General features: G+C 46.8%; 18 protein-coding genes and 2 tRNA genes. 6 read left to right on the top strand and 14 right to left on the bottom strand.

What is annotated here, in order from left to right; translation table 11 throughout:
• Positions 1–181: 181 nt before the first annotated feature.
• The 7 genes from B5F34_RS16270 to B5F34_RS16240 all read right to left on the bottom strand — a co-directional run bounded on the left by B5F34_RS16270 (position 182) and on the right by B5F34_RS16240 (position 8286).
• Positions 182–997, bottom strand: a complete 816-nt coding sequence (locus tag B5F34_RS16270; protein ID WP_087340836.1) for a hypothetical protein — start codon at positions 995–997, stop codon at positions 182–184.
• Positions 998–1071: 74 nt separating this feature from the next.
• Entirely contained in the window at positions 1072–2274 is a 1203-nt protein-coding gene (locus B5F34_RS16265; protein WP_087340835.1) for a site-specific integrase, read from the bottom strand.
• A 100-nt stretch (positions 2275–2374) separates the two neighbouring features.
• A tRNA-Lys gene (locus B5F34_RS16260) sits at positions 2375–2450 on the bottom strand.
• A 103-nt stretch (positions 2451–2553) separates the two neighbouring features.
• The gene (locus tag B5F34_RS16255; RefSeq protein ID WP_087340834.1) at positions 2554–3660 is read right to left on the bottom strand and encodes an AI-2E family transporter; all 1107 of its coding nucleotides are present in this window, start codon (positions 3658–3660) and stop codon (positions 2554–2556) included.
• 20 nt (positions 3661–3680) lie between these two features.
• The gene (locus B5F34_RS16250; protein WP_087340833.1) at positions 3681–4298 is read right to left on the bottom strand and encodes a thymidine kinase; all 618 of its coding nucleotides are present in this window, start codon (positions 4296–4298) and stop codon (positions 3681–3683) included.
• A 384-nt stretch (positions 4299–4682) separates the two neighbouring features.
• Entirely contained in the window at positions 4683–5819 is a 1137-nt protein-coding gene (locus B5F34_RS16245; protein WP_087340832.1) for a Wzz/FepE/Etk N-terminal domain-containing protein, read from the bottom strand.
• Positions 5820–5826: 7 nt separating this feature from the next.
• Positions 5827–8286, bottom strand: a complete 2460-nt coding sequence (locus B5F34_RS16240; RefSeq protein WP_087340831.1) for an SLBB domain-containing protein — start codon at positions 8284–8286, stop codon at positions 5827–5829.
• Positions 8287–8542: 256 nt separating this feature from the next.
• Here B5F34_RS16240 and B5F34_RS17635 point away from each other — a divergent pair, with 256 nt between their 5' ends.
• The 6 genes from B5F34_RS17635 (at position 8543) to B5F34_RS16210 (ending at position 13609) form a co-directional block, all read left to right on the top strand.
• Positions 8543–8710 carry a hypothetical protein gene (locus B5F34_RS17635; RefSeq protein ID WP_162609357.1) on the top strand — a complete coding sequence of 56 codons (168 nt, stop codon included), beginning with the start codon at positions 8543–8545 and terminating at the stop codon, positions 8708–8710.
• A gap of 40 nt (positions 8711–8750) precedes the next feature.
• Positions 8751–8823, top strand: a tRNA-Thr gene (locus tag B5F34_RS16230).
• Positions 8824–8971: 148 nt separating this feature from the next.
• Positions 8972–10015 carry an endolytic transglycosylase MltG gene (gene mltG / locus B5F34_RS16225; protein ID WP_087340829.1) on the top strand — a complete coding sequence of 348 codons (1044 nt, stop codon included), beginning with the start codon at positions 8972–8974 and terminating at the stop codon, positions 10013–10015.
• Between the two features lie 79 nt (positions 10016–10094).
• Positions 10095–11687, top strand: a complete 1593-nt coding sequence (locus B5F34_RS16220) for an indolepyruvate ferredoxin oxidoreductase subunit alpha (protein ID WP_087340828.1) — start codon at positions 10095–10097, stop codon at positions 11685–11687.
• Positions 11688–11696: 9 nt separating this feature from the next.
• Positions 11697–12278, top strand: coding sequence for an indolepyruvate oxidoreductase subunit beta (locus B5F34_RS16215; protein ID WP_087340827.1), 582 nt, complete (start codon positions 11697–11699; stop codon positions 12276–12278).
• 23 nt (positions 12279–12301) lie between these two features.
• Positions 12302–13609: a phenylacetate--CoA ligase gene (locus tag B5F34_RS16210; protein ID WP_087340826.1), complete on the top strand. Its 1308-nt coding sequence runs from the start codon at positions 12302–12304 to the stop codon at positions 13607–13609.
• A gap of 593 nt (positions 13610–14202) precedes the next feature.
• On the opposite strand, the gene rplT is transcribed toward B5F34_RS16210, so the two are convergent.
• From rplT to ruvX, 7 genes are all read right to left on the bottom strand, one after another.
• Positions 14203–14553 carry a 50S ribosomal protein L20 gene (rplT, locus tag B5F34_RS16205; RefSeq protein WP_087340825.1) on the bottom strand — a complete coding sequence of 117 codons (351 nt, stop codon included), beginning with the start codon at positions 14551–14553 and terminating at the stop codon, positions 14203–14205.
• Between the two features lie 97 nt (positions 14554–14650).
• Complete coding sequence (rpmI, locus tag B5F34_RS16200) at positions 14651–14848, bottom strand: 50S ribosomal protein L35 (RefSeq protein WP_087340824.1); 198 nt, start codon at positions 14846–14848, stop codon at positions 14651–14653.
• Between the two features lie 72 nt (positions 14849–14920).
• Entirely contained in the window at positions 14921–15529 is a 609-nt protein-coding gene (infC, locus tag B5F34_RS16195) for a translation initiation factor IF-3 (RefSeq protein WP_087340823.1), read from the bottom strand.
• 139 nt (positions 15530–15668) lie between these two features.
• Positions 15669–17609, bottom strand: a complete 1941-nt coding sequence (gene thrS, locus B5F34_RS16190) for a threonine--tRNA ligase (RefSeq protein ID WP_087340822.1) — start codon at positions 17607–17609, stop codon at positions 15669–15671.
• A 129-nt stretch (positions 17610–17738) separates the two neighbouring features.
• Complete coding sequence (locus B5F34_RS16185) at positions 17739–19802, bottom strand: tetratricopeptide repeat protein (RefSeq protein ID WP_087340837.1); 2064 nt, start codon at positions 19800–19802, stop codon at positions 17739–17741.
• Between the two features lie 147 nt (positions 19803–19949).
• Positions 19950–20510, bottom strand: a complete 561-nt coding sequence (gene def, locus B5F34_RS16180) for a peptide deformylase (RefSeq protein WP_087340821.1) — start codon at positions 20508–20510, stop codon at positions 19950–19952.
• 28 nt (positions 20511–20538) lie between these two features.
• Entirely contained in the window at positions 20539–20961 is a 423-nt protein-coding gene (gene ruvX / locus B5F34_RS16175; RefSeq protein ID WP_087340820.1) for a Holliday junction resolvase RuvX, read from the bottom strand.
• Positions 20962–21234: the final 273 nt, after the last annotated feature.

Here is a 21234-nt window from a genome sequence, read left to right as displayed (position 1 = left end):
GGCTTCTTTCAGATTCCAACTCGCGATGGACACCCTTGCCATGGGCTGTATGATTCCCGCTATTAGGGCTCATTCGGGACTTGCACCCGTTAGCTAATACTCATGCCGAGCATACAGAAAAATCCTGCTACTCACATTGGAGCAACAGGATTCTCTTATAAGTGATAATATGCTGTGTTTCTTAGTAATATATATCTGAATGCGTTATGATTTGCTTGTTCTTGTATTGTTTTAAGAAGCCTTTTAAGGTTTCTGCGTCAGCGGTAAATGAATCTTTTGCAGATAGTTCCATATAATATATTAGCTTTGAGATTAAGAGATTCTTGTCAAATTTGCCGCTTTCACCTTTCTTTCGTTTACCTTTAAATTGAGGATTGAGTGCAAAAAACTCCCTCATTAAAGTAGCAAAGTACCATATAAAAACGGAATAAGATTCTTGTCTTGGACTAAAGATGTCTTTGGCTTCTTCTGCCGTCCAGCCACGTATCGCATCCTCGTTTTGTTCATAGGCTTGTTTCACCCATTTTAGAATATAGGTAATGGCGTGACTGTCCTCAATCTCCATTTTGCCCTTGTCTGTTTTAATGGTAAGTTTCATTGCAGAATCTTCATCATCAGGGGTGAGATTGATAAACTTTTCAATAGTCCTTTTTGCACTGTCCTTTATGGTGAATCCGTTTATGCACACACTACGGGCAAAGTCAAAACAGAATATGGCAAGCAACCAAAAAGCATCTGCATCCATTTGTAGCCCATTTATAGTGGCTTGCAATTCTTTGTCATTGATATAGTTCTCGTACTTATAGGGGCATAGTATTTCACCATTGTTGTAACGTTCTGCAAATATGTGCATTGTTTCAAATGGCATATTCACATTCAAGATATTAGGATATAAAGGTGTACCATCAGGCAGATAGAACGGCTCGCCCTTTCCTCTTAAAAGGCTTGAAATGTACTGAAACTGTTTCTCGTTGTTGTCATCTATTGGTTGTTGCATAGCTCTTTGATTTTTAGGCTATAAAGGTAATGAAAAAAGTCCACCTACCATTTGATAAGCGGACTTTTCTGCATTTAGAGCAAGTATTTCATTGCACTGTTTATCTGTTCATTGTCAAAGCTGTCAAGATAGATTTGTGTCACTCTTTCTGAACTATGCCCCAATGATTCACTTATTATAGAGGTGGAAACACCTGCACGCTTCAACACGGTTGCATAGGAATGGCGGGCTACATAGGTCGTGAGGGGAATAGGCAGATTCAGTCTTTCACCTATTTCTTTTAGATGCTTGTTTACTTTAGCCAACACCTTGTGCAGTCTGTTTGCTACTTGCACTTCTGTTTGGTGAAACGGCGAGAGGATAGGAAACAAATAAGGTGATTTATCACTCTGATATTTAGCTATTATCTCCAATGCTTTTGTTTGAAGTGGTACATTTATCAGCTTCTTTGTTTTCTCCCTATTATATATAAGGTGACTTTCTACAATATTGGAATGTTTCAGTTTGGCTATGTCTATGAAATTGATTCCTGCATTCAGATAAGAGAAAACAAACACATTTATTGCCAAGCATTCCATATCAGACTTGCCTTGATAGCGCATTATCTTCATCACATCTTTCTTTGTAATGGCTCTTTTTGGTGTCTGCCTGTTTAGCTTTGACACTTTATAGGTATGGAATGGATAGCAATCATTCTTAATGGAATGTTCCGTTATTGCCAAATTAAAGACGGCTCGCAAATGCCTGATTCTTGTGCTGATGGTGCTTACTGAAAGATTCTGTCCTTTCATCCACAACTCATATTTCTTTAGCCAAGCCACATCTATGTCAGAAAAAGGTATGTCAAGATGCCTGTTGAACTTGATAAAAGAGTTGTAGGAAACTTCAAGCATTCCTGCATATCTGATTCTTTTCTCTTTTTTCAAGTTCTGAATGTAGGTCAGATAATATTCACCTACTGTTTTGTGTGAACTATCTTTAGAAGAGGTAGATTCTATCAGGGTTGCAGCTGTAAAGTCTTTGCCTGCTATTCGTTTGTCTAAGGCTGCTTTCTGAATCTCGTTAATCTTCTCGTTTATAAGAAGAATGATTCTCTCACGATTGGGACATTTGCCTTTAGGTAGATTAGCTTTAAAGTCCCACCATTCTGCCTTGACTGAAATGCCAAGACTTTGGTACTTTCGTTTCCCGTCTTTGCAGACGCAAACCATTAATGGATGTTCGCCATTGCTAAGTTTTTTTGACTTGTAACACAGCACTTTAATTGTTTCACTCATACAGTTTACTGGTTTACATCTTGGTTTACATCAGACGTTCAAAACCAACATATAAACACGAAAAAAGCGACTATCCGTTTTAGATAATCGCTTGATTTTCTGGTGATCCGCTTGGGGCTCGAACCCAAGACCCCAACATTAAAAGTGTTGTGCTCTACCTGCTGAGCTAGCGAATCAAACCTTAGTGCTGTTAAGCGAGTGCAAAGGTAGGCATTATTTTGTAATCTGCAAATATTTTGAGAAACTTTTTTGGATTTATTTTTGTGCAAGAACAACAAATCACTGATTGTCAGAGATATGAGTTCGCATAATATCTTCCTTGTTTATGATATATCTCTGGTAATAGGAGAGCATCAGAGTGGTAAGGGGCAGAGCTATAATCATCCCCAGCATACCCATCAGCGAACCCCATACGGAAAGCGAAAGGAGAATTATGGCTGGATTCAGTCCTGTAATCTTACCCATGATACGAGGCACAAGTACCATGTCTTGGATAAGCTGAACCACCACAAACACAATGACAGCTCCCAACAAAATAAACCAGAAGTTGCCTCCCGTATCGGCCGCTTTCAAAATAGCCAGAATAACTGTTGGCACATAACCTAATACTTGCAAATAGGGCACCATGTTGAGCAAACCGATAAGCAACCCTAAACCAATGGCCAAAGGAAAGTCGATGATGAGAAAACCGACTGCGTGCAGGATACCCACACAGAAAGCAACCAGTGCCTGACCACGGAAATAACGGTTCATGCCGTCTTTCACATCGTTGAAAATGCCGACCACAACAGGACGATAGCTGCGAGGCACCAAATGCACCCAACCGTTGGCTATGCTTTCATAATCCCACAAAATGAATACGACATAAAGTAATACCATGAATACGGTAAAGAAGCTAAAAAGAATATTGACTGACTCTGCCAACAGCCCCCACACACGGGGAAGCGCATCCTTGACTGCAGTCAGAATATCGCTGCTGTTTACAAATTCGGCAAGGGCCTCACGATCCACATGCTCACGCAAAAATTCAGAGAGCAGTTGCGGAATATTGCCCGACCTATGTCCGTAGGAAAAGTACTCCAACAGTAAATCTTTCAGACGGCCAAACTCTTGTAACATAGGAGGAACGAGCAGGTAAAAAGCCAATCCTCCCACCAAGAGGAGGGAAAATAAGGCGCAGAAAATAGAAACGGCTCTATTTTTCAGCTTCAACCGATACTGGAAAAACGTAACAAGCGGATAAATAAGATAAGCAAGCACCCATGCCACAAAGAAAGGCAGCAACACGCTACTGAGCCGCTTGAAAAGCATCAGGACACCGATAATAATCACTGCCACCAAGATGCCGCGAATAAAACTGTCAAATGTAATTTTCTTACGCTCCATCACTAATTATATGCTAAAATTTACTTATAGCCGTCAGACCTACCATTTTCCTCTTCTGCCCATATTGCCTTCCGGTAACACTGGCGGCACAGGGGTTCGTATTCTTCTGTCTCACCCAATAAGACTTGTCTGTCGTTCTTCACCTTACGGTGCGAGAAAGCAGCCAGTTCGCCGCACTTCACACAAATGGCATGTACTTTCGACACTTCGTCGGCAATGGCACAAAGCGCAGGCATAGGACCAAAAGGACGCCCGCGGAAATCCATGTCCAACCCAGCCACAATAACGCGCACGCCACTATCCGCCAACTGATTACACACATCTACCAGACCATCGTCAAAAAACTGTGCCTCGTCAATGCCTACGACATCGACTTCTGAGGTAAAGAGCAGGATACTGGCCGAAGAGTCCACCGGGGTAGACGATATAGCATGACTGTCGTGCGACACCACATCGGCTTCCGAATAGCGCGTATCAATGGCAGGTTTGTAAATTTCCACCCGCAAACGGGCAAACTGAGCACGCTTGAGCCGACGGATCAGTTCTTCTGTCTTGCCGGAGAACATAGAACCGCAGATTACTTCAATCCGTCCACGGCGTCGGGTTTCTTGTATGTGGTCTTCCGAAAATACTACCATAACTATCTTTTTGTCTGATTCTGATGCAAAAATACAATTTTTCCTCCACCTCCAATGCCCCCGACATAAGTATATGTATAAAATTAGTCCGTATCAAACACTGCGGTGAAGATAGCCCCCGACACTCCGGTCGGTCCAACCATACTCATATAAAAAGCACAGAGCAGTGGGATGACTCCGTACACCTCATGCAATGCAGGCAAACCCACTACTCTGTGCTTTTATGACTCCAAGGTTGATTAAACTCAACTCCGGCACTTAGTTGATAGAAAATACGATGCTTACATGCCGCTAATCAGACAGACAGCAGTCCCTACTTCCACAAGCTCAAGAAACTGCCCATCTATTTCTCGCTCAGTCGCCTATTGATCAGCGGCCGTCGGATTAGACTTCCCCGCCTACAGGCGAATCCGCTTTGGGGGTCTTCCAGCTTTTGATAAAGTCCTTTACAAAAAGAATCCAGCCGACACAGCCTACCGCAGCCAAGAAAACAAACCCTACCAGAATCATAACCTTGTTGGGTTTGGAGGCACGCAAAGGAACGGTAGCAGGTTGCACAACCGTATAAACCGGAGTAATTTCCTGCACCTTGGCCCGCGCCATCTGCAACTGCTGGGACACTTGCGTATAAACCTGATAAGCCAAGTTCATTTCATTTTGCAGACGCTCCTGCTCCACTTTATAGCTCTGTTTGATAATCCCCTGATTCACGTCAACATAGCTGGCATATTTTTCCTGAGCTTCCGTGTAGTTTTCTTTGGCTTCTTCATACAGTTTCTCCGTAAAGGCCAAATCGTGGCGCGCCTTGTTGGTACGATAGTCTGTGATGTAACTCTGCAAACTACGCATGACGGTATCGGTAAGGGAAGCCGAAATAAGCGGATCCTGCATGGTTACCGTCAAAGTTGTGACACCCGTTTTCTTATCGACCGATACGGCCAGCTTGCTGCTCAACGCATCAGCAATAGCAGCCTCATCCTGGGTAAGATGAAAAGGATCCAGACGAGTTTCCCCACCTTCTTCTTCATCCCTGAACAAGGATGCAAACCAGCCGATAGCCTTAAAAGGAGCAGAAACAACCATGCTCCACCAGGGTGCCCGCTGATAATCTTTCAGATAAGCATACAGCGTAGTATCTATTTCTGCCTCTTCATTCTTGACCCGCACATCAAAAAGGCTGGTCAAGAAAGGCGTAGAACTCACAATATCCGGATAAAGTTCGGGCGAAAGAGCATCTTCACCGGAAGAAGAGCCCAAGCTGATGCCCGCCATGGCTGCCAAGGCACCCATGCTGCCCGACGTGCTTTTTCCACCGGTTTCCGGTGCCAGGGTTACACTTGTCGCATACTCTTTAGGAATGCTGAAAGCCACCACCAAAGCCACTATGACAGCTATGCCGCAAGCCTTGAATATCAGTTTACGTTCAGCCCACACCTTCTGGGCCAGTTCTATCAGGTCTATTTCCTGCTCCTCAGGTTGCGCAGGAGCCATGTTATGCTGCTGTATTTTTTCTTCGCTCATTGCAGATTTACTTAAAAAGGTTAACCAAAGTAGCTATCATAGTAGCCAAAGAAGCCGTAGAAGTACCGATGCTGAGTATCTCGGCCGGTGACATCCGGTTGCGTTTGTCCTTGCTTGGCACAATAATCTCGCAACCGGGCTCAATGGCCTTGGAGTTTCGCGTCTTCAAGCGCGATACGGTACCATTCATATAAACAACAAACGCCTTCTTCTTTTTAGCATTATTGGCAAAGCCGCCCGCTTGGTTGATGTAATACTTCAGATCTTCACCTTCTTTATAAGTAACCGTATTGGGATACATGACAGCACCGTTGATTTTCACCGTGCTGACATATTCAGGCACATACAGCATATCGCCTTCCCGCAATACCAAATCATCATCTCCTCCAGGACGAGCCAAAGCCTTCTCCAGATTGATACCTACTGAATAGAAGTCACTCAAATCGAGCATATCCACAGAAATAGAGTCTTTCCCGCTACCCGACCGTGCCATACGCAACGTAGCCTCGCGGCGGTTCTTTTCGTCTTCCGTCATCTGACGGATAAGTCGGGCACCCCGCACATAGGCATCGGGAGTAACTCCACCGGCTTTTTCTATCAGGTTGCTCAAACGCTCATTCTTCTTAGACAGGGCATAGCTTCCGCTGAAAAGCACCTCGCCGCCAACCACGACATTCTGCTGCTTGTGATAAGCCGGACTTTTGCGGATGTACACCTCATCAAAAGGCTGCAAATGGAAGTTCTCACTCCCTTCACCCGTCAGGAAGCCGTCTTTCAGGTCGAATGCAAAACTTTCACCCACAACCTGGCTGAATTGCGAACTTTTAGGGTTCTTGACCCGGCGCGCCACCTCTACCTTGGTGGTGGAAGCCGATTCCAACAATCCGCCTGCCTGAAGCACAAGATCTTCTACGGTCATATTGTCCGAATAAAGATAGGTGCCAGGATTGGCCACTTCGCCGTGAATGGTCAGTGTCGCTTCTTCTTTCAAATCATGGATGCTGGGAATGTAAAGCACGTCATTCTTCTGCAAAGGAATATCAGCAACGGTTCCATTCAGAATGCCTTTTACATCTACCTGAATGATTTCATGTTCCAGGTCCTCACGCTCCCGGTCCAGGATTGCCCGATTGAGGAACGCATCACCACGTACTCCTTCGGACTTCTGAATAAGCTGCTTTACCGTATTCATTCCGCCATCCAACTGATAAAGTCCTGCCCGGTAGACGGCTCCCCGGATTTCCACGCGGTTTTCAAAACGCTGCAACACAGAATCCACACTCACCTGGTCGCCATCGTCCATCGGGAAAGCGGCAAACTCCTGTTCGTCGACATTGTAGACCTGCAATTCGCGGCCACTCTTGCGGATGACACGAACAGCCTTCTTGTAGGCATCGCCGGTAAAGCCGCCGGCAAAGTCTATCAACAAAGCAGCAGTTTCCCCCTCTTTCATTTCATAGAACATAGGGCGTTTTACTTTACCGGAAATCTGCACGAGCGACTGATAAGGCTGCACCAGAATCACATCACCGTCTTCCAGGCGAATATCATCCTTCAATTTACCTTTCATGATGAAATCATACACATCCAGATCGGCCACCACAGAGCCTCCCCGCACGACGCGGATGCTGCGCAAGCTACCTATCTCATTGACACCTCCTGCCCGATAAAGAGCATGGAAGACGGAAGCGAACGCCGAAAGGGTGTAAGTACCGGGTACAGCGACCTCGCCCATCACATTGACCTGGATGGAGCGAATCTGCCCCAACGTCAGTTTGACCTGTGTGTTAGGCATATTGCCGGATACGCCTGAATAAATCTTGGCAAATTCTTCTTTCAGGTAGGCATTGGCCTCCTTCACCGTTTTCCCGCTCAGGTAAACCGGTCCCAGATTGCTCACGTGTATACTTCCCTCGGGAGAGATGGTTTCACGGATGGTGGTCTCGGAAGCTCCCCACACGTCGATAATCACCTCATCACCAGGTCCCAGCCGATAATCGACCGGAGTAGCCACATTGACATTGGGTTCGAAAGTCAGATTCTCATTCGTAAAAATATTATGTCCGAATATCTGCTGTGTAGGGTCCTCTTTCTGTTCGACTGACGGTTGCGCAAGTCTGGTTGAATCTTCCATGGCTATCTCCTCACCAGAAACAGACATAGCCTTGCCAGAAACAGACTCTGCCTTGTTTCTATCCGTGGAAAGTGAGCGCATGCGGCTGGTTTCGGCAGACGTTTTTTCTGACTGACCGGTTGTTTCACCGTTCTGATACTTGGCATACAACTTCTCCAACTGTTGCCGTGTAACGCCCCGACGCATCAATTCGGATGCAATCTGCTGCTGACTCTTTCCGGCCTGGTTGGCACTTTTTACATACTGGACAATCTGATCGTCTGTCATCTGCTGGGCCATCACTGCGCCTGCTACGACAAACATCAGCGAAAATAAAAGGATTATTCTACGCATATAATATATTAGCTAATTGCATTACAAGAATCGGGCGCAAAGTTAATACTTTATTTAATAACACAGATGTTTTCAACTTCTAAGATTTCAAAAAAGGACATCAATCTAACAGAATTCCCGGACATTTTTTAACGACACCCAACCGGATGACCGTCGGGATACCGGGTTTCTGCCTGGTCCCGGTTTTATCTCCCATGCCCGCCATACAGCAGAACTCTATGCCATTCGGGCAGCACATGAACAGGTTCGCATCATCATGAAAACCAGCACAATACTTCATATATATAAGAAGCAGACTTCTTATCGCCCGGAAGCAGGCTTCTTATCGCTTGGCAATTGGACAGAAAGCGCTTGCCCAGGCAGAGAAGCCGTTTTTTCGACAGACCCTAAAAAAACAACAGAAAAGTTTGGCGGTTCAAAATAAAGCTGTACCTTTGCACCCCGTAAGCGAAACACTGCTGATTGCCGTTATAGCTCAGTTGGTAGAGCAACGCATTCGTAACGCGTAGGTCGCCAGTTCAAGTCTGGCTAACGGCTCACCCAAAAGAAGGAGGTGCAACAACACCTCCTTTTTTCATTCCCCGCCGTCACGCAGCCCCCGTTATCGGGTACAAACCCTCCAAGCCTCTTTTTTTTCTTTCTGTCCAAAGTCTGATTATCCGCCGATTCTCCTTATCTTTGCCACATGGAAAAGAAAAAGAAAAGGAATCTTCTCGTTCTGGCTACAGGAATACTGCTCTTGGCAGCCATCGGTGCAGGCACGTTAGCCTATCTATGGTTTGGGCCCCAATTTCACCCGGACCGTACCGTTTATATTTATATAGATACAGACGATACTGTAGACTCCATATACAATAAGATAGAAACCCAGGCACCCCTCAACACCTTTGCCCGCACCGGTTTCCGCTGGATGGTACACTACCGCCATTATGAGCAGCACGTGCACACAGGACGTTACGCCATCCGACCGGGCGAAAGCATTTACCACGTATTGAGCCGCCTTCTCCGAGGCTACCAGGAACCTATGAACTTAGTGGTAGGCAGTGTACGCCAACTGGACAGGCTGGCACAACATATAGGGAGACAACTCATGACTGATTCAGCCGACATCGCCACACTATGGGCCGACAGTGCCCGCATGGCAGCGTGGGGATACAACCGCCAGACATTGCCGGCTTTGTTCATTCCTAATACATACGAAGTTTACTGGGACATGAGTGCCAAGGATTTCCTGCAACGCATGGTCAAAGAACACGAGCGGTTCTGGAACAAGGAACGGCGCGACAAGGCGCAAGCATTAGGCATGACACCGACAGAGATAGCCACGCTGGCCTCCATCGTTGAAGAAGAGACAAACGACAAGGCTGAAAAACCCATTGTAGCCGGCTTGTACATCAACCGCCTGCACCAAGGCATGCCACTGCAGGCCGATCCGACTGTGCGTTTTGCTGTAGGCGACTTTGGCAAACAGCGCATCACTTATGCCGATTTGTCCATCGAATCACCTTATAATACCTATCTGCATACCGGACTTCCTCCCGGCCCTATCCGCATCGCCACTCCCGAAGGCTTGGATGCAGTACTGAACTACACTCGTCATAACTATCTGTATATGTGCGCTAAAGAAGACTTCTCCGGTCGACATAACTTTGCATCCAACTATGGCGAGCATCTCCGGAACGCACGCCGCTACCAACAAGAACTGAACAAAAGAAAGATTTTCCGCTGAAAATGTCTGCAAAATATCGGCAAAAGACGTATATTTGCCGAAACATTGTTTCAACAACCATGATAAACCCTTCAATTGTATGAACAAACAACTCTTACTGGGAGATGAAGCTCTGGCTCAAGGTGCGCTCGATGCAGGCCTTTCCGGAGTATATGCCTATCCAGGTACTCCCTCTACTGAAATTACAGAATACATTCAGGCTGCTCCCGAACAGAAGGAGCGTGCCATACACAGCCGTTGGTCGGCCAATGAAAAGACTGCCATGGAAGCAGCTTTAGGTATGTCGTTTGCCGGCAAACGTGCGTTGGTGTGCATGAAACACGTGGGCATGAATGTAGCGGCCGACTGTTTTGTCAATGCCGGCATCACCGGTGTACGCGGCGGTCTGATAGTTGTAGCAGCCGATGACCCTGGCATGCACTCTTCACAAAACGAACAAGACAGCCGCTTTTATGGCGACTTTGCCCTCGTCCCCATCTTTGAGCCCAGCAACCAGCAAGAAGCCTACGACATGGCCTACCACGGGTTCGACTTCTCCGAACAGACTGGCGAACCGGTACTGATGCGCCTGGTTACTCGCCTGGCTCACTCACGGGCAGGTGTTGAACGTCTTGAGCCACAAGCTCCTCCTACGCTTGCCGCCGTAGAAGATGCCAGACAGTTCGTATTGCTCCCCGGCATTGCCCGCCGACGCTACCACGCATTGCTTGAAAAACAGGCAGACCTGCTCAAAGCTTCGGAAGAATCGCCTTACAACAGTTATGTGGATGGCAATGACAAAAGCGTGGGTATTGTTGCTTGTGGCATTGGCTATAACTACGTAATGGAAAATTATCCCGACGGTTGCCCGCATCCCATACTGAAAATCGGACAATATCCCCTGCCGCGCAAACAACTGATGAAAATAGCCACCGATTGTGATACACTGCTGGTGGTAGAAGACGGACAGCCTTTTGTTGAAAAGCAGCTAAAGGGTTATCTGGGAAATGCACTCCGCGTTAAAGGACGTACGGACGGCACCCTGCCTCCCGACGGCGAACTGACGCCCGACAACGTTGCCCGCGCATTGGGGCTGCACAATGAGCCTCTGTACCACGTTCCTTCTCTGGTAGAAATGCGCCCACCAGCCATGTGTGAAGGTTGCGGACACCGTGATATGTATACCATCCTGAACAAGGTGCTCCGTACTGACTTCCCCAGCCACCGCGTATTTGGCGACATCGGCTGCTACACACTGGGGGCAGGTGCTCCTTTCCACGCCCTGCACTCTACCGTAGACATGGGCGCGTCCATCACCATGGCCAAAGGAGCCGCCGATGCAGGCATCTATCCGGCCGTGGCAGTCATCGGCGACTCTACCTTCACACACTCTGGCATGACCGGGCTACTGGACTGCGTGAACGAACAAGCCGACGTGACCATCATCATTTCCGACAACGAGACAACTGCCATGACGGGCGGACAAGATTCGGCAGGCACCGGACGCCTGGAAAGCATCTGTGCCGGCATCGGCGTGGAACCGGAACACATCCGCGTAGTTGTTCCGCTGAAAAAGAACTACGAGGAAATGGAACAGATTCTTCGAGAAGAATTGGCTTACCACGGCGTATCGGTTATTATACCCCGCCGCGAGTGCATTCAGACATTAGCCCGTAAAAAACGTAATAAGTAAACAACAGCCATGAAGAAAGACATCATACTCTCCGGTGTGGGAGGACAAGGTATCCTCTCTATTGCCGCCGTCATCGGTCAAGCAGCCCTGAAAGGCGGTTTGTATATGAAACAGGCGGAAGTGCACGGCATGAGCCAGCGCGGTGGCGACGTACAGTCGAACTTGCGTATCAGCGACCGCCCCATAGCCTCCGACCTTATCCCCATAGGCAAATGCGACCTTATTATCTCGCTGGAACCCATGGAAGCCCTGCGCTACCTGCCTTATTTAAATGCAGACGGATGGCTGGTAACCAATGCCGTACCACTCATCAACATACCCAATTATCCGCCGGAAGAAGCTATCCGGAGGGAAATCGAACAAGTACCCCACCACATCATATTGGACGTAAACCAAGCTGCCCGCCAAATAGGGAGTCCGCGCGTAGCCAATATCATATTGCTGGGGGCTACCGTTCCCTTTCTTGGCATCAGTTACGAAAAAATGCAGGAAAGTATCTGCGACATTTTCCGACGCAAAGGAGATGCCATTGTGGAGATGAATCTGCGAGCATTGGAAGCGGGCAAAGAAATGGCTGAGAAAATGATATAAAAATACAACAATTCTTCATAACCATGAACGACAAATACTGGCAGGAAGAAATCGAGACTATGCCTCGTGAGGCGTTGCAGGCATTACAACTGCAACGCCTGAAAAAGACGATCAGCATCGCCTCGCATTCTCCTTATTACGGCAAAGTTTTCCGCGAAATCGGCATCACTGCCGATGACATTCATTCGCTGGCAGACATACGCAAGTTGCCCTTCACCACCAAAGCCGACATGCGAGCCAACTATCCTTTCGGACTGGTAGCGGGTAATATGCGCGAAGACGGGGTGCGTATTCATTCATCAAGCGGCACTACAGGTACTCCGACTGTCATCGTACACTCTCAGCATGACCTCGACTCTTGGGCCAACCTGGTGGCACGCTGCCTTTATATGGTAGGCATCCGCAAGACTGACGTATTTCAAAACAGTTCAGGATATGGTATGTTCACCGGCGGACTGGGTTTCCAATATGGTGCCGAAAGGCTGGGTGCCCTGACTGTTCCTGCCGCTGCCGGCAACAGCAAACGCCAGATAAAATTCATCATGGATTTTGGCACAACTGCCTTGCACGCCATTCCCAGCTACGCCATCCGTCTGGCAGAGGTATTTCAAGAAGAAGGCATTGACCCGGCTTCCACAACCTTGCGTACGCTGGTCATCGGTGCGGAACCTCACACTGACGAACAACGGCGCAAGATTGAACGCTTGCTGGGGGTCAAGGCTTACAATAGCTTCGGTATGACAGAAATGAACGGCCCGGGGGTGGCTTTTGAATGCCTTGAACAGAATGGCATGCACTTTTGGGAAGATTGTTACCTGGTAGAAATCATCGACCCCGATACGGGAGAGCCGGTACCCGACGGTGAAATCGGCGAACTGGTACTCACCACACTCGACCGCGAAATGATGCCCCTTATCCGATACCGCACCCGCGACCTGACCCGTATCCTACCCGGTACATGCCCCTGCGGACGTACCCACTTGCGCATTGACCGCATCAAAGGGCGTAGTGATGATATGTTCATTATCAAAGGGGTCAACATCTTCCCCATGCAGGTGGAAAAGATTCTGGTACAGTTCCCTCAACTGGGCAGCAATTATCTCATCACACTCGATACCATCCACAACCAAGACGAGATGATTGTACAAGTAGAATTAAGCGACCTTGTATCAGACAACTATCTGGAACTGGAAAGAATCCGCAAAGAAATCACCCGCCAGCTCAAAGACGAAATTCTGCTTACGCCCAAGCTGCAATTCGTCAACAAAGGTACCCTTCCGCAAAGCGAAGGCAAAGCTGTACGAGTACGGGATTTGCGCCACAACCGGTAATAAATGGAGTAGGAGGAAAACAAGATGGCTTTCTTCCTACTTCTATTTTCCGCTCCTTACAGAGGTGTACAAGAATAGAGATTATATCATTTGTCATCCCGAACATAACCGAGTGGTCTCAAGATTGGTTAAGTGAGATGTTTCGACTTCGCTTCACTCCGCTCATGCCGGGCACACAACCAACAAAAAGGACGGCCTTTCTTTACGAAAAACCGTCCTTTCTTTATAGAAAGCCGCACCGATGATGTGATGAAACTCCGAATGACATGGTTTGAGTGCTCGTCCTCTTTGTAATCCACCGACTCAAAGGTTACCCCGAAGGGCGTGGCCCGCCATTGAGAAGCGAAGCTTGTCTCGGTATTTCATAAAAATTGATGAGTTTCCCGATCCAATCAATGCGGCTATTTTTTCTACAGCAAATGTACAGAGTTTCTTTGAAAGAAACAAGAAAAACAGAAATATCTTTGTAATATTTCATATTTTATACCTCATTTTGGCTTTCAAGACTTCTGGCTGTCCCATTCTCCATAAAAAAAGAAGGAGGAAGCCTTTAATTGCTCCCTCCTCAAAACTTGTACAACGTTGTTTCTCTATCACGCAGCTTTAACCTTAGCTACAATAGCCTTGAAAGCTTCGGGATGGTTCATAGCCAAATCGGCCAGAACCTTGCGGTTGATTTCAATGCCGGCCTTGTGCAGAGCACCCATCAACTTGGAATAAGACATACCTTCCAAACGGGCAGCAGCGTTAATACGCTGAATCCACAAAGCGCGGAAGTTTCTTTTCTTATTCTTGCGGTCACGGAAAGCATAAGTCAGACCCTTTTCCCATGTATTCTTGGCTACGGTCCACACATTCTTTCTTGCACCGAAATAACCTCTGGTTAATTTCAGGATTTTCTTTCTTCTTGCTCTTGAAGCAACATGATTTACTGATCTTGGCATAGTTTTACTTGTTTTTGAATGTTAGCGCCGTTGCTCGCGCAGCGGTCTTACGGCTAATGCATTCGGTTAATAACTTAAATACTTTTGAAATACGCTTTTATCTCATTACTAAGAGCTCCTTCACCTGACGGATATTTGCCGTATCTACCAGAGTGGAATGACACAGATTTCTTTTCTGCTTCTTCGTCTTCTTAGTCAGAATGTGACTGTGAAAAGCGTGCTTTCTCTTGATTTTACCCGTTCCGGTAAGAGTAAATCTCTTTTTGGCACCGGAGTTAGTCTTGATCTTTGGCATCTTACTTGTTTTTTAATTATTAAACTATATGGCAACGCACTATACCCGCGTTACACACTTTCTTGTCCTTACTTATTCTTCTGCTTCCAAATCATCATCAGCGATAGCTTCGGCTTTATCGGGAGCAGACGTTTTACCGGCATTTGTTTTTTTAGCCACCCCCTTTTTGGGAGACAATTGGATGGTCATCCGTTTCCCTTCCAAGAGCGGCATTTGGTCAACCTTAGCATAATCTTCCAGATCGTTGGCAAAACGCAGGAGCAAGACTTCACCCTGTTCCTTGAACAAGATAGACCGACCTTTGAAAAAAACGTAGGCTCTTACTTTATCCCCATCTTCAAGGAAACCTTTGGCATGCTTCAGCTTGAAGTTGTAATCGTGATCATCCGTCTGAGGTCCGAAACGAATCTCCTTGACGTTCACCTTCACCTGTTTCGCTTTTTGCTCTTTCTGGCGCTTCTTCAGCTGGTAAAGAAATTTAGAGTAATCAATAATACGACACACAGGAGGTTGTGCATTAGGAGAAATCTCTACAAGATCCGCTTCATGTTCTTCAGCCAATTTCAAAGCTTGTGCAATCGGATACACTTTCGATTCCACTTCATCGCCCACAATGCGGACTTCTTTGGCACGGATTTGTTCATTAATCCGGTGTTGCCCTTTTAATTTGTCATTCTTCATTAAATACGTTCGCTTCCGCTTTCCTTATTTTTTATTACTCTTAAAATTGCTCTTTACTCTAATTTTAACCCATGTAAAGGCATTTCCTCGACAAGAACGTGCCTTTCCGAGGAGGATACCTTTACAATTGGGCGCAAAGTTACCACTTATTTATCATATTCTGAACTTCTTCGTGAATTTTTTTCGCAAAATCCTCCACTTTCATCGTTCCCTGGTCGCCTTCTCCTTGCTTGCGCACGGCTATTTCACCATTTTCAGCTTCTTTTTCACCTACCACCAGCATATAGGGGATGCGTTTCATCTCGTTGTCACGAATTTTGCGTCCTATCTTCTCGTTACGTTCATCCACCACAGCGCGAATATCATACTGCTTCAGAATCTGCTTCACCTCATTGGCATAGCCGTTAAACTTCTCACTAATGGGCAGGATAGCTACCTGATCGGGAGTAAGCCACAGAGGGAACTTGCCGGCAGTATGCTCTATGAGCACGGCCACAAAACGCTCCATAGATCCGAAGGGAGCACGGTGAATCATCACCGGACGGTGCTTCTGGTTGTCGGCACCCGTATATTCCAGTTCGAAGCGTTCTGGCAGGTTATAATCCACCTGAATGGTACCCAATTGCCAACGGCGGCCAATAGCGTCTTTCACCATGAAGTCCAGTTTAGGACCATAGAAAGCCGCCTCGCCATATTCTATCTTGGCTTTCAATCCTTTTTCGGCACAAGCCTCTACAATAGCCTGCTCTGCCTTTTCCCAATTCTCATCACTACCGATATACTTCTCACGGTTCTCCTTGTCGCGCAAAGAAATCTGAGCCTCAAAGTTCTCGAAATTCATAGAGCGGAAGACAATTGAGATAATATCCATCACACGCAGGAATTCTTCCTTCACCTGGTCAGGACGGCAGAAGATATGGGCATCGTCTTGCGTAAAGCTGCGCACACGGGTCAATCCATGCAACTCACCGCTCTGTTCATAACGGCAGACCGTACCGAATTCTGCTATACGCAAAGGCAGATCTTTGTAAGAACGGGGAGAGTTCTTGTAGATCATACAATGGTGCGGGCAGTTCATCGGTTTCAGGAAATACTCTTCTCCTTCTTCCGGTGTATGAATAGGCTGGAAAGAATCTTTACCATATTTAGCATAATGCCCTGAAGTGATATACAGCAGTTTGTTGCCGATAGGCGGACAAATCACCTCCTGGTAGTCATAGCGGGCCTGAATGCGACGCAGGAACTCCTGCAAACGGAGACGCACGGCAGCGCCTTTCGGCAACCACATGGGCAGTCCCTTGCCCACCGTATCAGAGAACATGAAGAGGTCCATCTCCTTGCCTATCTTGCGATGGTCACGTTTCTTGGCTTCTTCCAGCAAAACGAGGTATTCATCAAGCATTTTTTTCTTAGGGAAGGTGATGCCATAGATACGGGTCATCATCTTGCGGTCTTCCTGTCCGCGCCAGTAGGCACCGGCCACCGAAGTCAGTTTAATGGCCTTAATAGGAGCCGTAGTCATGAGGTGCGGTCCACGGCAGAGGTCTGTAAAGGCTCCCTGGGTATAAGTAGTGATATGTCCGTCTTCCAGTTCGGAAATCAATTCACATTTATAAGTTTCCCCACGTTCGCCGAACATTTTCAGGGCATCGGCTTTGGAGATGTCTGTCCTGACCACCGGTTCTTTCCTGGCAGCCAATTCCATCATTTTCTTTTCAATGGCCGGCAAGTCACTTTCTTTAATCGGTGTCTCTCCCGGATCTACATCATAATAGAAACCGTTTTCGATGGCAGGACCGATACCGAACTGGATACCGGGATACAGTTCCTGCAAAGCTTCAGCCAGCAAGTGGGCACTGGTATGCCAGAAAGTGTGCTTGCCCTGCTCGTCTTCCCATTTATAGAGCACCACATTGGCATCGCTCATAATGGGACGTCCTAAATCATAAGTTTCTCCATTCACGCCACAAGACAATACTTCTTGTGCCAACCGGGGGCTGATGCTTTCTGCAATCTGCAACCCCGTCACTCCTTCGTTATACTCACGAACGGAGCCGTCAGGAAATGTAATTTTTATCATAATTATTATAGATGTTTCTCTTACAGCACGCAAAAATAATTAATTATTTGCGGATATTCTATTTTTAACACACCTTTCCGTCCGATTTTGTCATTTTAGCACTTCATGTACAAAAGAATACTGCCCGGTTTACTCCGGAAGTTCAGTAAAACGTTTGATGATGTTATAAGCATTGACGATGCCCAATTCGCCAGCCTTACTTAAATCGGCTATACCGTCCTTGTTGTTACCCAAAAAGATACGGGTCAATCCGCGGTTGAAATAAGCCTCGGCAAATCCCGGATTCAGTTCGATGGCCTTGTCGTAATCGGCCAAAGCAGCCCGGTAATCTTTCAGCATGGAAAGGACATTGCCCCGATTATAATAGGCATATACGAAATCGGGAGCCAGACGGATGACATTGTCCAAGTCTTTCTTCACAATCTCATAATCCATAGCTGTTACTGCAGGCGCGTCATTCTCTGCAACATGCTGACCGGCGCCTTCCCGCATCGCCCCTTCTGCCTTCCTATAATCCAGTTCCTTATAACGAACCAAAGCCCGCATAAAGTAAGCCGGGAAGAAATTGCCATCCAACAGAATACTCTGGGTAAAATCATCAATAGAGCTGTCAAAATCCTGCACCAGATAGAAATCCAGTCCGCGCATAAAACGTTTCTGTGCATTGGTCGGATCTTGCACAATAGCTGCCGTATGAGAATCAATCAAAGCGAAATGAAGACGCACCTGCTCTTCCGTCAGCGGCGCTTCCATATTAGTGATACGCAGCGGTTTCGGGAAGCCCTTCGTATTGTTCAGTTCGTCAATATAGCGGTAATAATTCACTGTATGTTTCACATCGCTGACCTTCTCATAATATGTCAGTGCATACATGGGTTCCAGTTTGATAACTACATTACGATTCTGCACCCTACCTCGATAGTCACTTGTATAGTGCTGGTCCATCTCCGAATCGTCTGCTATCACAATCTTACGGTAATTATGGATATTCCGATCAGACTTCTTACGGGTTTTCCCTTCGTTTTCCTCATTGTCGCCAGAGGCTCCGTCATTGTCAGCCAAATCCTTATCGCTACCTTGAGATGCAGCCTTATTACCCTGATTGTTACGACGGTCTATCTGCATTTGCATCAGTTTGAACTCATCCTGTTCAGCTCCTTTCAAGTCACCTGTTCTCCTACGTGCCTCGGCCCGATAATAATAACCGGTAGTGAAATTGGGATATTCGGCAATCACCTTTGAATAATCGCTGATGGCCCCCTGGTAGTCACCTGTCTGTGCCCTCAACAAACCACGGTTGAAAGCCGCCATCATATTGTCCGGCTCCATTTCGAGCACAAAGTCAAAATCCTCAATGGCACGGTTGTCATCCCCCACCTGAGCCCGCAACAGTCCACGGTTATAATGACCTAAAAAGTTATTAGGATCAATGTCAAGCGCCAGGTCATAATCGCGCATAGCTCCTCTCAAATTATTCTGGTGGAAACGTGCCAAGGCCCGGTTGATATAATAGCCCGCATTCCGCGCACTTAGATGAATAGCCTGGTCCAAGTCCGATTCTGCTTCTTTATATTTCCCCTGCGCCAACCTCACTATGGCACGGGCTCCCCAACCGCTTGCGTCATACTTTTCCAATTCAATGGCCTTATCAAAATACTGCAACGCCTGCACAGTATCCTTCTGGTTCAACTCAACTTCTCCAAACATCAGATAAGCAGGCATATAGCGAGGAGAGATTTTCAACAGCTTACTCAAATCTTCCTTGGCCGAGGCATAATCTTTCTTCTGGATGTGACATAAAGACAGGTTATGCCACAGAACCAGGTTTTCCGGATCATACTTCAAAGCCGTTTTGTAATCGTCTATAGCTCCGTCAAAATTACTCTGACGGATACGTGCCAAGCCCCTCACCTGATAAGCCCCCACCACAAAGGGATTGCGCGTCAGAGCTTCCGAGCAATCAGCCTCGGCACCCTGGTAATCATCCAGGCTGATTTTGGCCAGTCCACGGAAAAAATAGGGTTCAAACAGATAAGGCTTTGCATTGATGACCTGGTTAAAATATTGGATAGAAAGCACATAGTCTTCAAAATAGAGTGCATTCCGGGCAATAGTCATCATGCGTTCCGTATTGATTTGTGCATACAGCAAGGTAGGCAACAGCAAAAAAGCCGTCAGTATTTTCTTGATCATTGTTATCATAAACGCTTGAAACGGAACAAAAATAGCGTTTTTCCTGCCATCGAGCAGGATAAATGGAGTAGTTTTTGTATTTTTTGTGCCTTTTTACTGATTGTGAATGCCGGTCTGCCGATATTGTCAACCGACAGACACCTGCATTTACTTATGGTGCACAGTCTTCACCTTGTAGGTGCAGTGTGCTTTCCCCTTCAGCAAGGCGCTCAGTTTACCTTTAATCATCTGTTTGCGAAGAGGAGAAAGATGGTCAATAAACATTTTACCCTCCAGATGGTCAAATTCATGCTGCATCACGCGGGCCAGATACCCCTCAACCACTTCTTCGTGGGGATTCAGCTCTTCATCCAAATACTTCACCCGGATTTTACTGCCACGTTTCACCGTTTCGTGAATGCCCGGCAAGCTCAGACAGCCTTCTTCCATCGGGACTTCTTCGCCCCCCACTTCTAGGATATGAGCGTTAATGTAAGCCTTGCGAAAGCCCTTATATTCTGGAAAATCCTCCGAAAGTACGTCCAAGTTGACGACAACGACACGGATAGGCAAACCTATCTGAGGAGCAGCCAGTCCCACGCCATCGGCCTTGTCCATCGTCTCAAACATATTTTCAATCAATTCCTTCAAGTTCGGATAGGCCGGGTCAATGTCTTCGGCCACTTTACGCAACACAGGTTGCCCATACACATAAATAGGTAAAACCATACTCTTTGAAATTTAAAGTTAAAAAAAATCAGAAAGACAAGCGCTTACTTTCCAGGTAAGTCTGCAGAATGATAGTCGCACTAATCTCGTCCACCAGTGCCTTGTTCCGTCTTGCCTTTTTCTTCAACCCGCCGTCAAGCATCGTCTGATGTGCCAACATAGAAGTAAAACGCTCATCCGCATACTCTACTGGAACATGTGGCAAATGTTTTTTCAACGAGCGAACAAAAGGTTCGATATATTTCATATTTTCAGAGTACTCATTGTTCATCTGTTTAGGAAGCCCCACCAGAATACGCTCAACCGGTTCTTTGGCCACGTAGTCCACAAGAAACGACAACAATTCATGGGTCGGCACCGTTGTCAGCCCATTGGCAATCAGCTGCAAAGTGTCGGTCACCGCAATACCTGAACGCTTGCGTCCGTAATCTATGGCTACGATTCTGCTCATAACGGCGGCAAAAATACAAATAAAAAAGGGAACAACCTTAGGGACACATCTAAAAATTCTATCGCTGTCGTAGGGTTATAAAACAAGACCAACCACGCTCCCCATGAATGTCCCACTAAGACAGCAGGCAAACAGACTTCCGTAACCATGCCGGGCATACAAAAAATCCCCTCCCCGTTCATCACGGGGAAGGGACCTGTAAAGACGGCGGCTACCTACTCTCCCACTGTTACGCAGTACCATCGGCGCGGTCGGGCTTAACTTCTCTGTTCG

It is taken from the genome of Mediterranea sp. An20 (genome assembly GCF_002160055.1).
In the GTDB taxonomy this organism is placed as follows: Bacteria; Bacteroidota; Bacteroidia; order Bacteroidales; family Bacteroidaceae; genus Bacteroides; species Bacteroides avicola.
Note: the sequence above shows the minus strand (reverse complement) of the source record. Positions and strands in the feature narration are given on the sequence as shown.

Excerpts from the sequence above, each read along its gene's own strand:
- B5F34_RS16270 (WP_087340836.1), bottom strand. The coding sequence starts at position 997 with ATGCAACAACCAATAGATGACAACAACGAGAAACAGTTTCAGTACATT.
- B5F34_RS16265 (WP_087340835.1), bottom strand. The coding sequence starts at position 2,274 with ATGAGTGAAACAATTAAAGTGCTGTGTTACAAGTCAAAAAAACTTAGC.
- B5F34_RS16255 (WP_087340834.1), bottom strand. The coding sequence starts at position 3,660 with ATGGAGCGTAAGAAAATTACATTTGACAGTTTTATTCGCGGCATCTTG.
- B5F34_RS16250 (WP_087340833.1), bottom strand. The coding sequence starts at position 4,298 with ATGGTAGTATTTTCGGAAGACCACATACAAGAAACCCGACGCCGTGGA.
- B5F34_RS16245 (WP_087340832.1), bottom strand. The coding sequence starts at position 5,819 with ATGAGCGAAGAAAAAATACAGCAGCATAACATGGCTCCTGCGCAACCT.
- B5F34_RS16240 (WP_087340831.1), bottom strand. The coding sequence starts at position 8,286 with ATGCGTAGAATAATCCTTTTATTTTCGCTGATGTTTGTCGTAGCAGGC.
- B5F34_RS17635 (WP_162609357.1), top strand. The coding sequence starts at position 8,543 with ATGAAAACCAGCACAATACTTCATATATATAAGAAGCAGACTTCTTAT.
- mltG (WP_087340829.1), top strand. The coding sequence starts at position 8,972 with ATGGAAAAGAAAAAGAAAAGGAATCTTCTCGTTCTGGCTACAGGAATA.
- B5F34_RS16220 (WP_087340828.1), top strand. The coding sequence starts at position 10,095 with ATGAACAAACAACTCTTACTGGGAGATGAAGCTCTGGCTCAAGGTGCG.
- B5F34_RS16215 (WP_087340827.1), top strand. The coding sequence starts at position 11,697 with ATGAAGAAAGACATCATACTCTCCGGTGTGGGAGGACAAGGTATCCTC.
- B5F34_RS16210 (WP_087340826.1), top strand. The coding sequence starts at position 12,302 with ATGAACGACAAATACTGGCAGGAAGAAATCGAGACTATGCCTCGTGAG.
- rplT (WP_087340825.1), bottom strand. The coding sequence starts at position 14,553 with ATGCCAAGATCAGTAAATCATGTTGCTTCAAGAGCAAGAAGAAAGAAA.
- rpmI (WP_087340824.1), bottom strand. The coding sequence starts at position 14,848 with ATGCCAAAGATCAAGACTAACTCCGGTGCCAAAAAGAGATTTACTCTT.
- infC (WP_087340823.1), bottom strand. The coding sequence starts at position 15,529 with ATGAAGAATGACAAATTAAAAGGGCAACACCGGATTAATGAACAAATC.
- thrS (WP_087340822.1), bottom strand. The coding sequence starts at position 17,609 with ATGATAAAAATTACATTTCCTGACGGCTCCGTTCGTGAGTATAACGAA.
- B5F34_RS16185 (WP_087340837.1), bottom strand. The coding sequence starts at position 19,802 with ATGATCAAGAAAATACTGACGGCTTTTTTGCTGTTGCCTACCTTGCTG.
- def (WP_087340821.1), bottom strand. The coding sequence starts at position 20,510 with ATGGTTTTACCTATTTATGTGTATGGGCAACCTGTGTTGCGTAAAGTG.
- ruvX (WP_087340820.1), bottom strand. The coding sequence starts at position 20,961 with ATGAGCAGAATCGTAGCCATAGATTACGGACGCAAGCGTTCAGGTATT.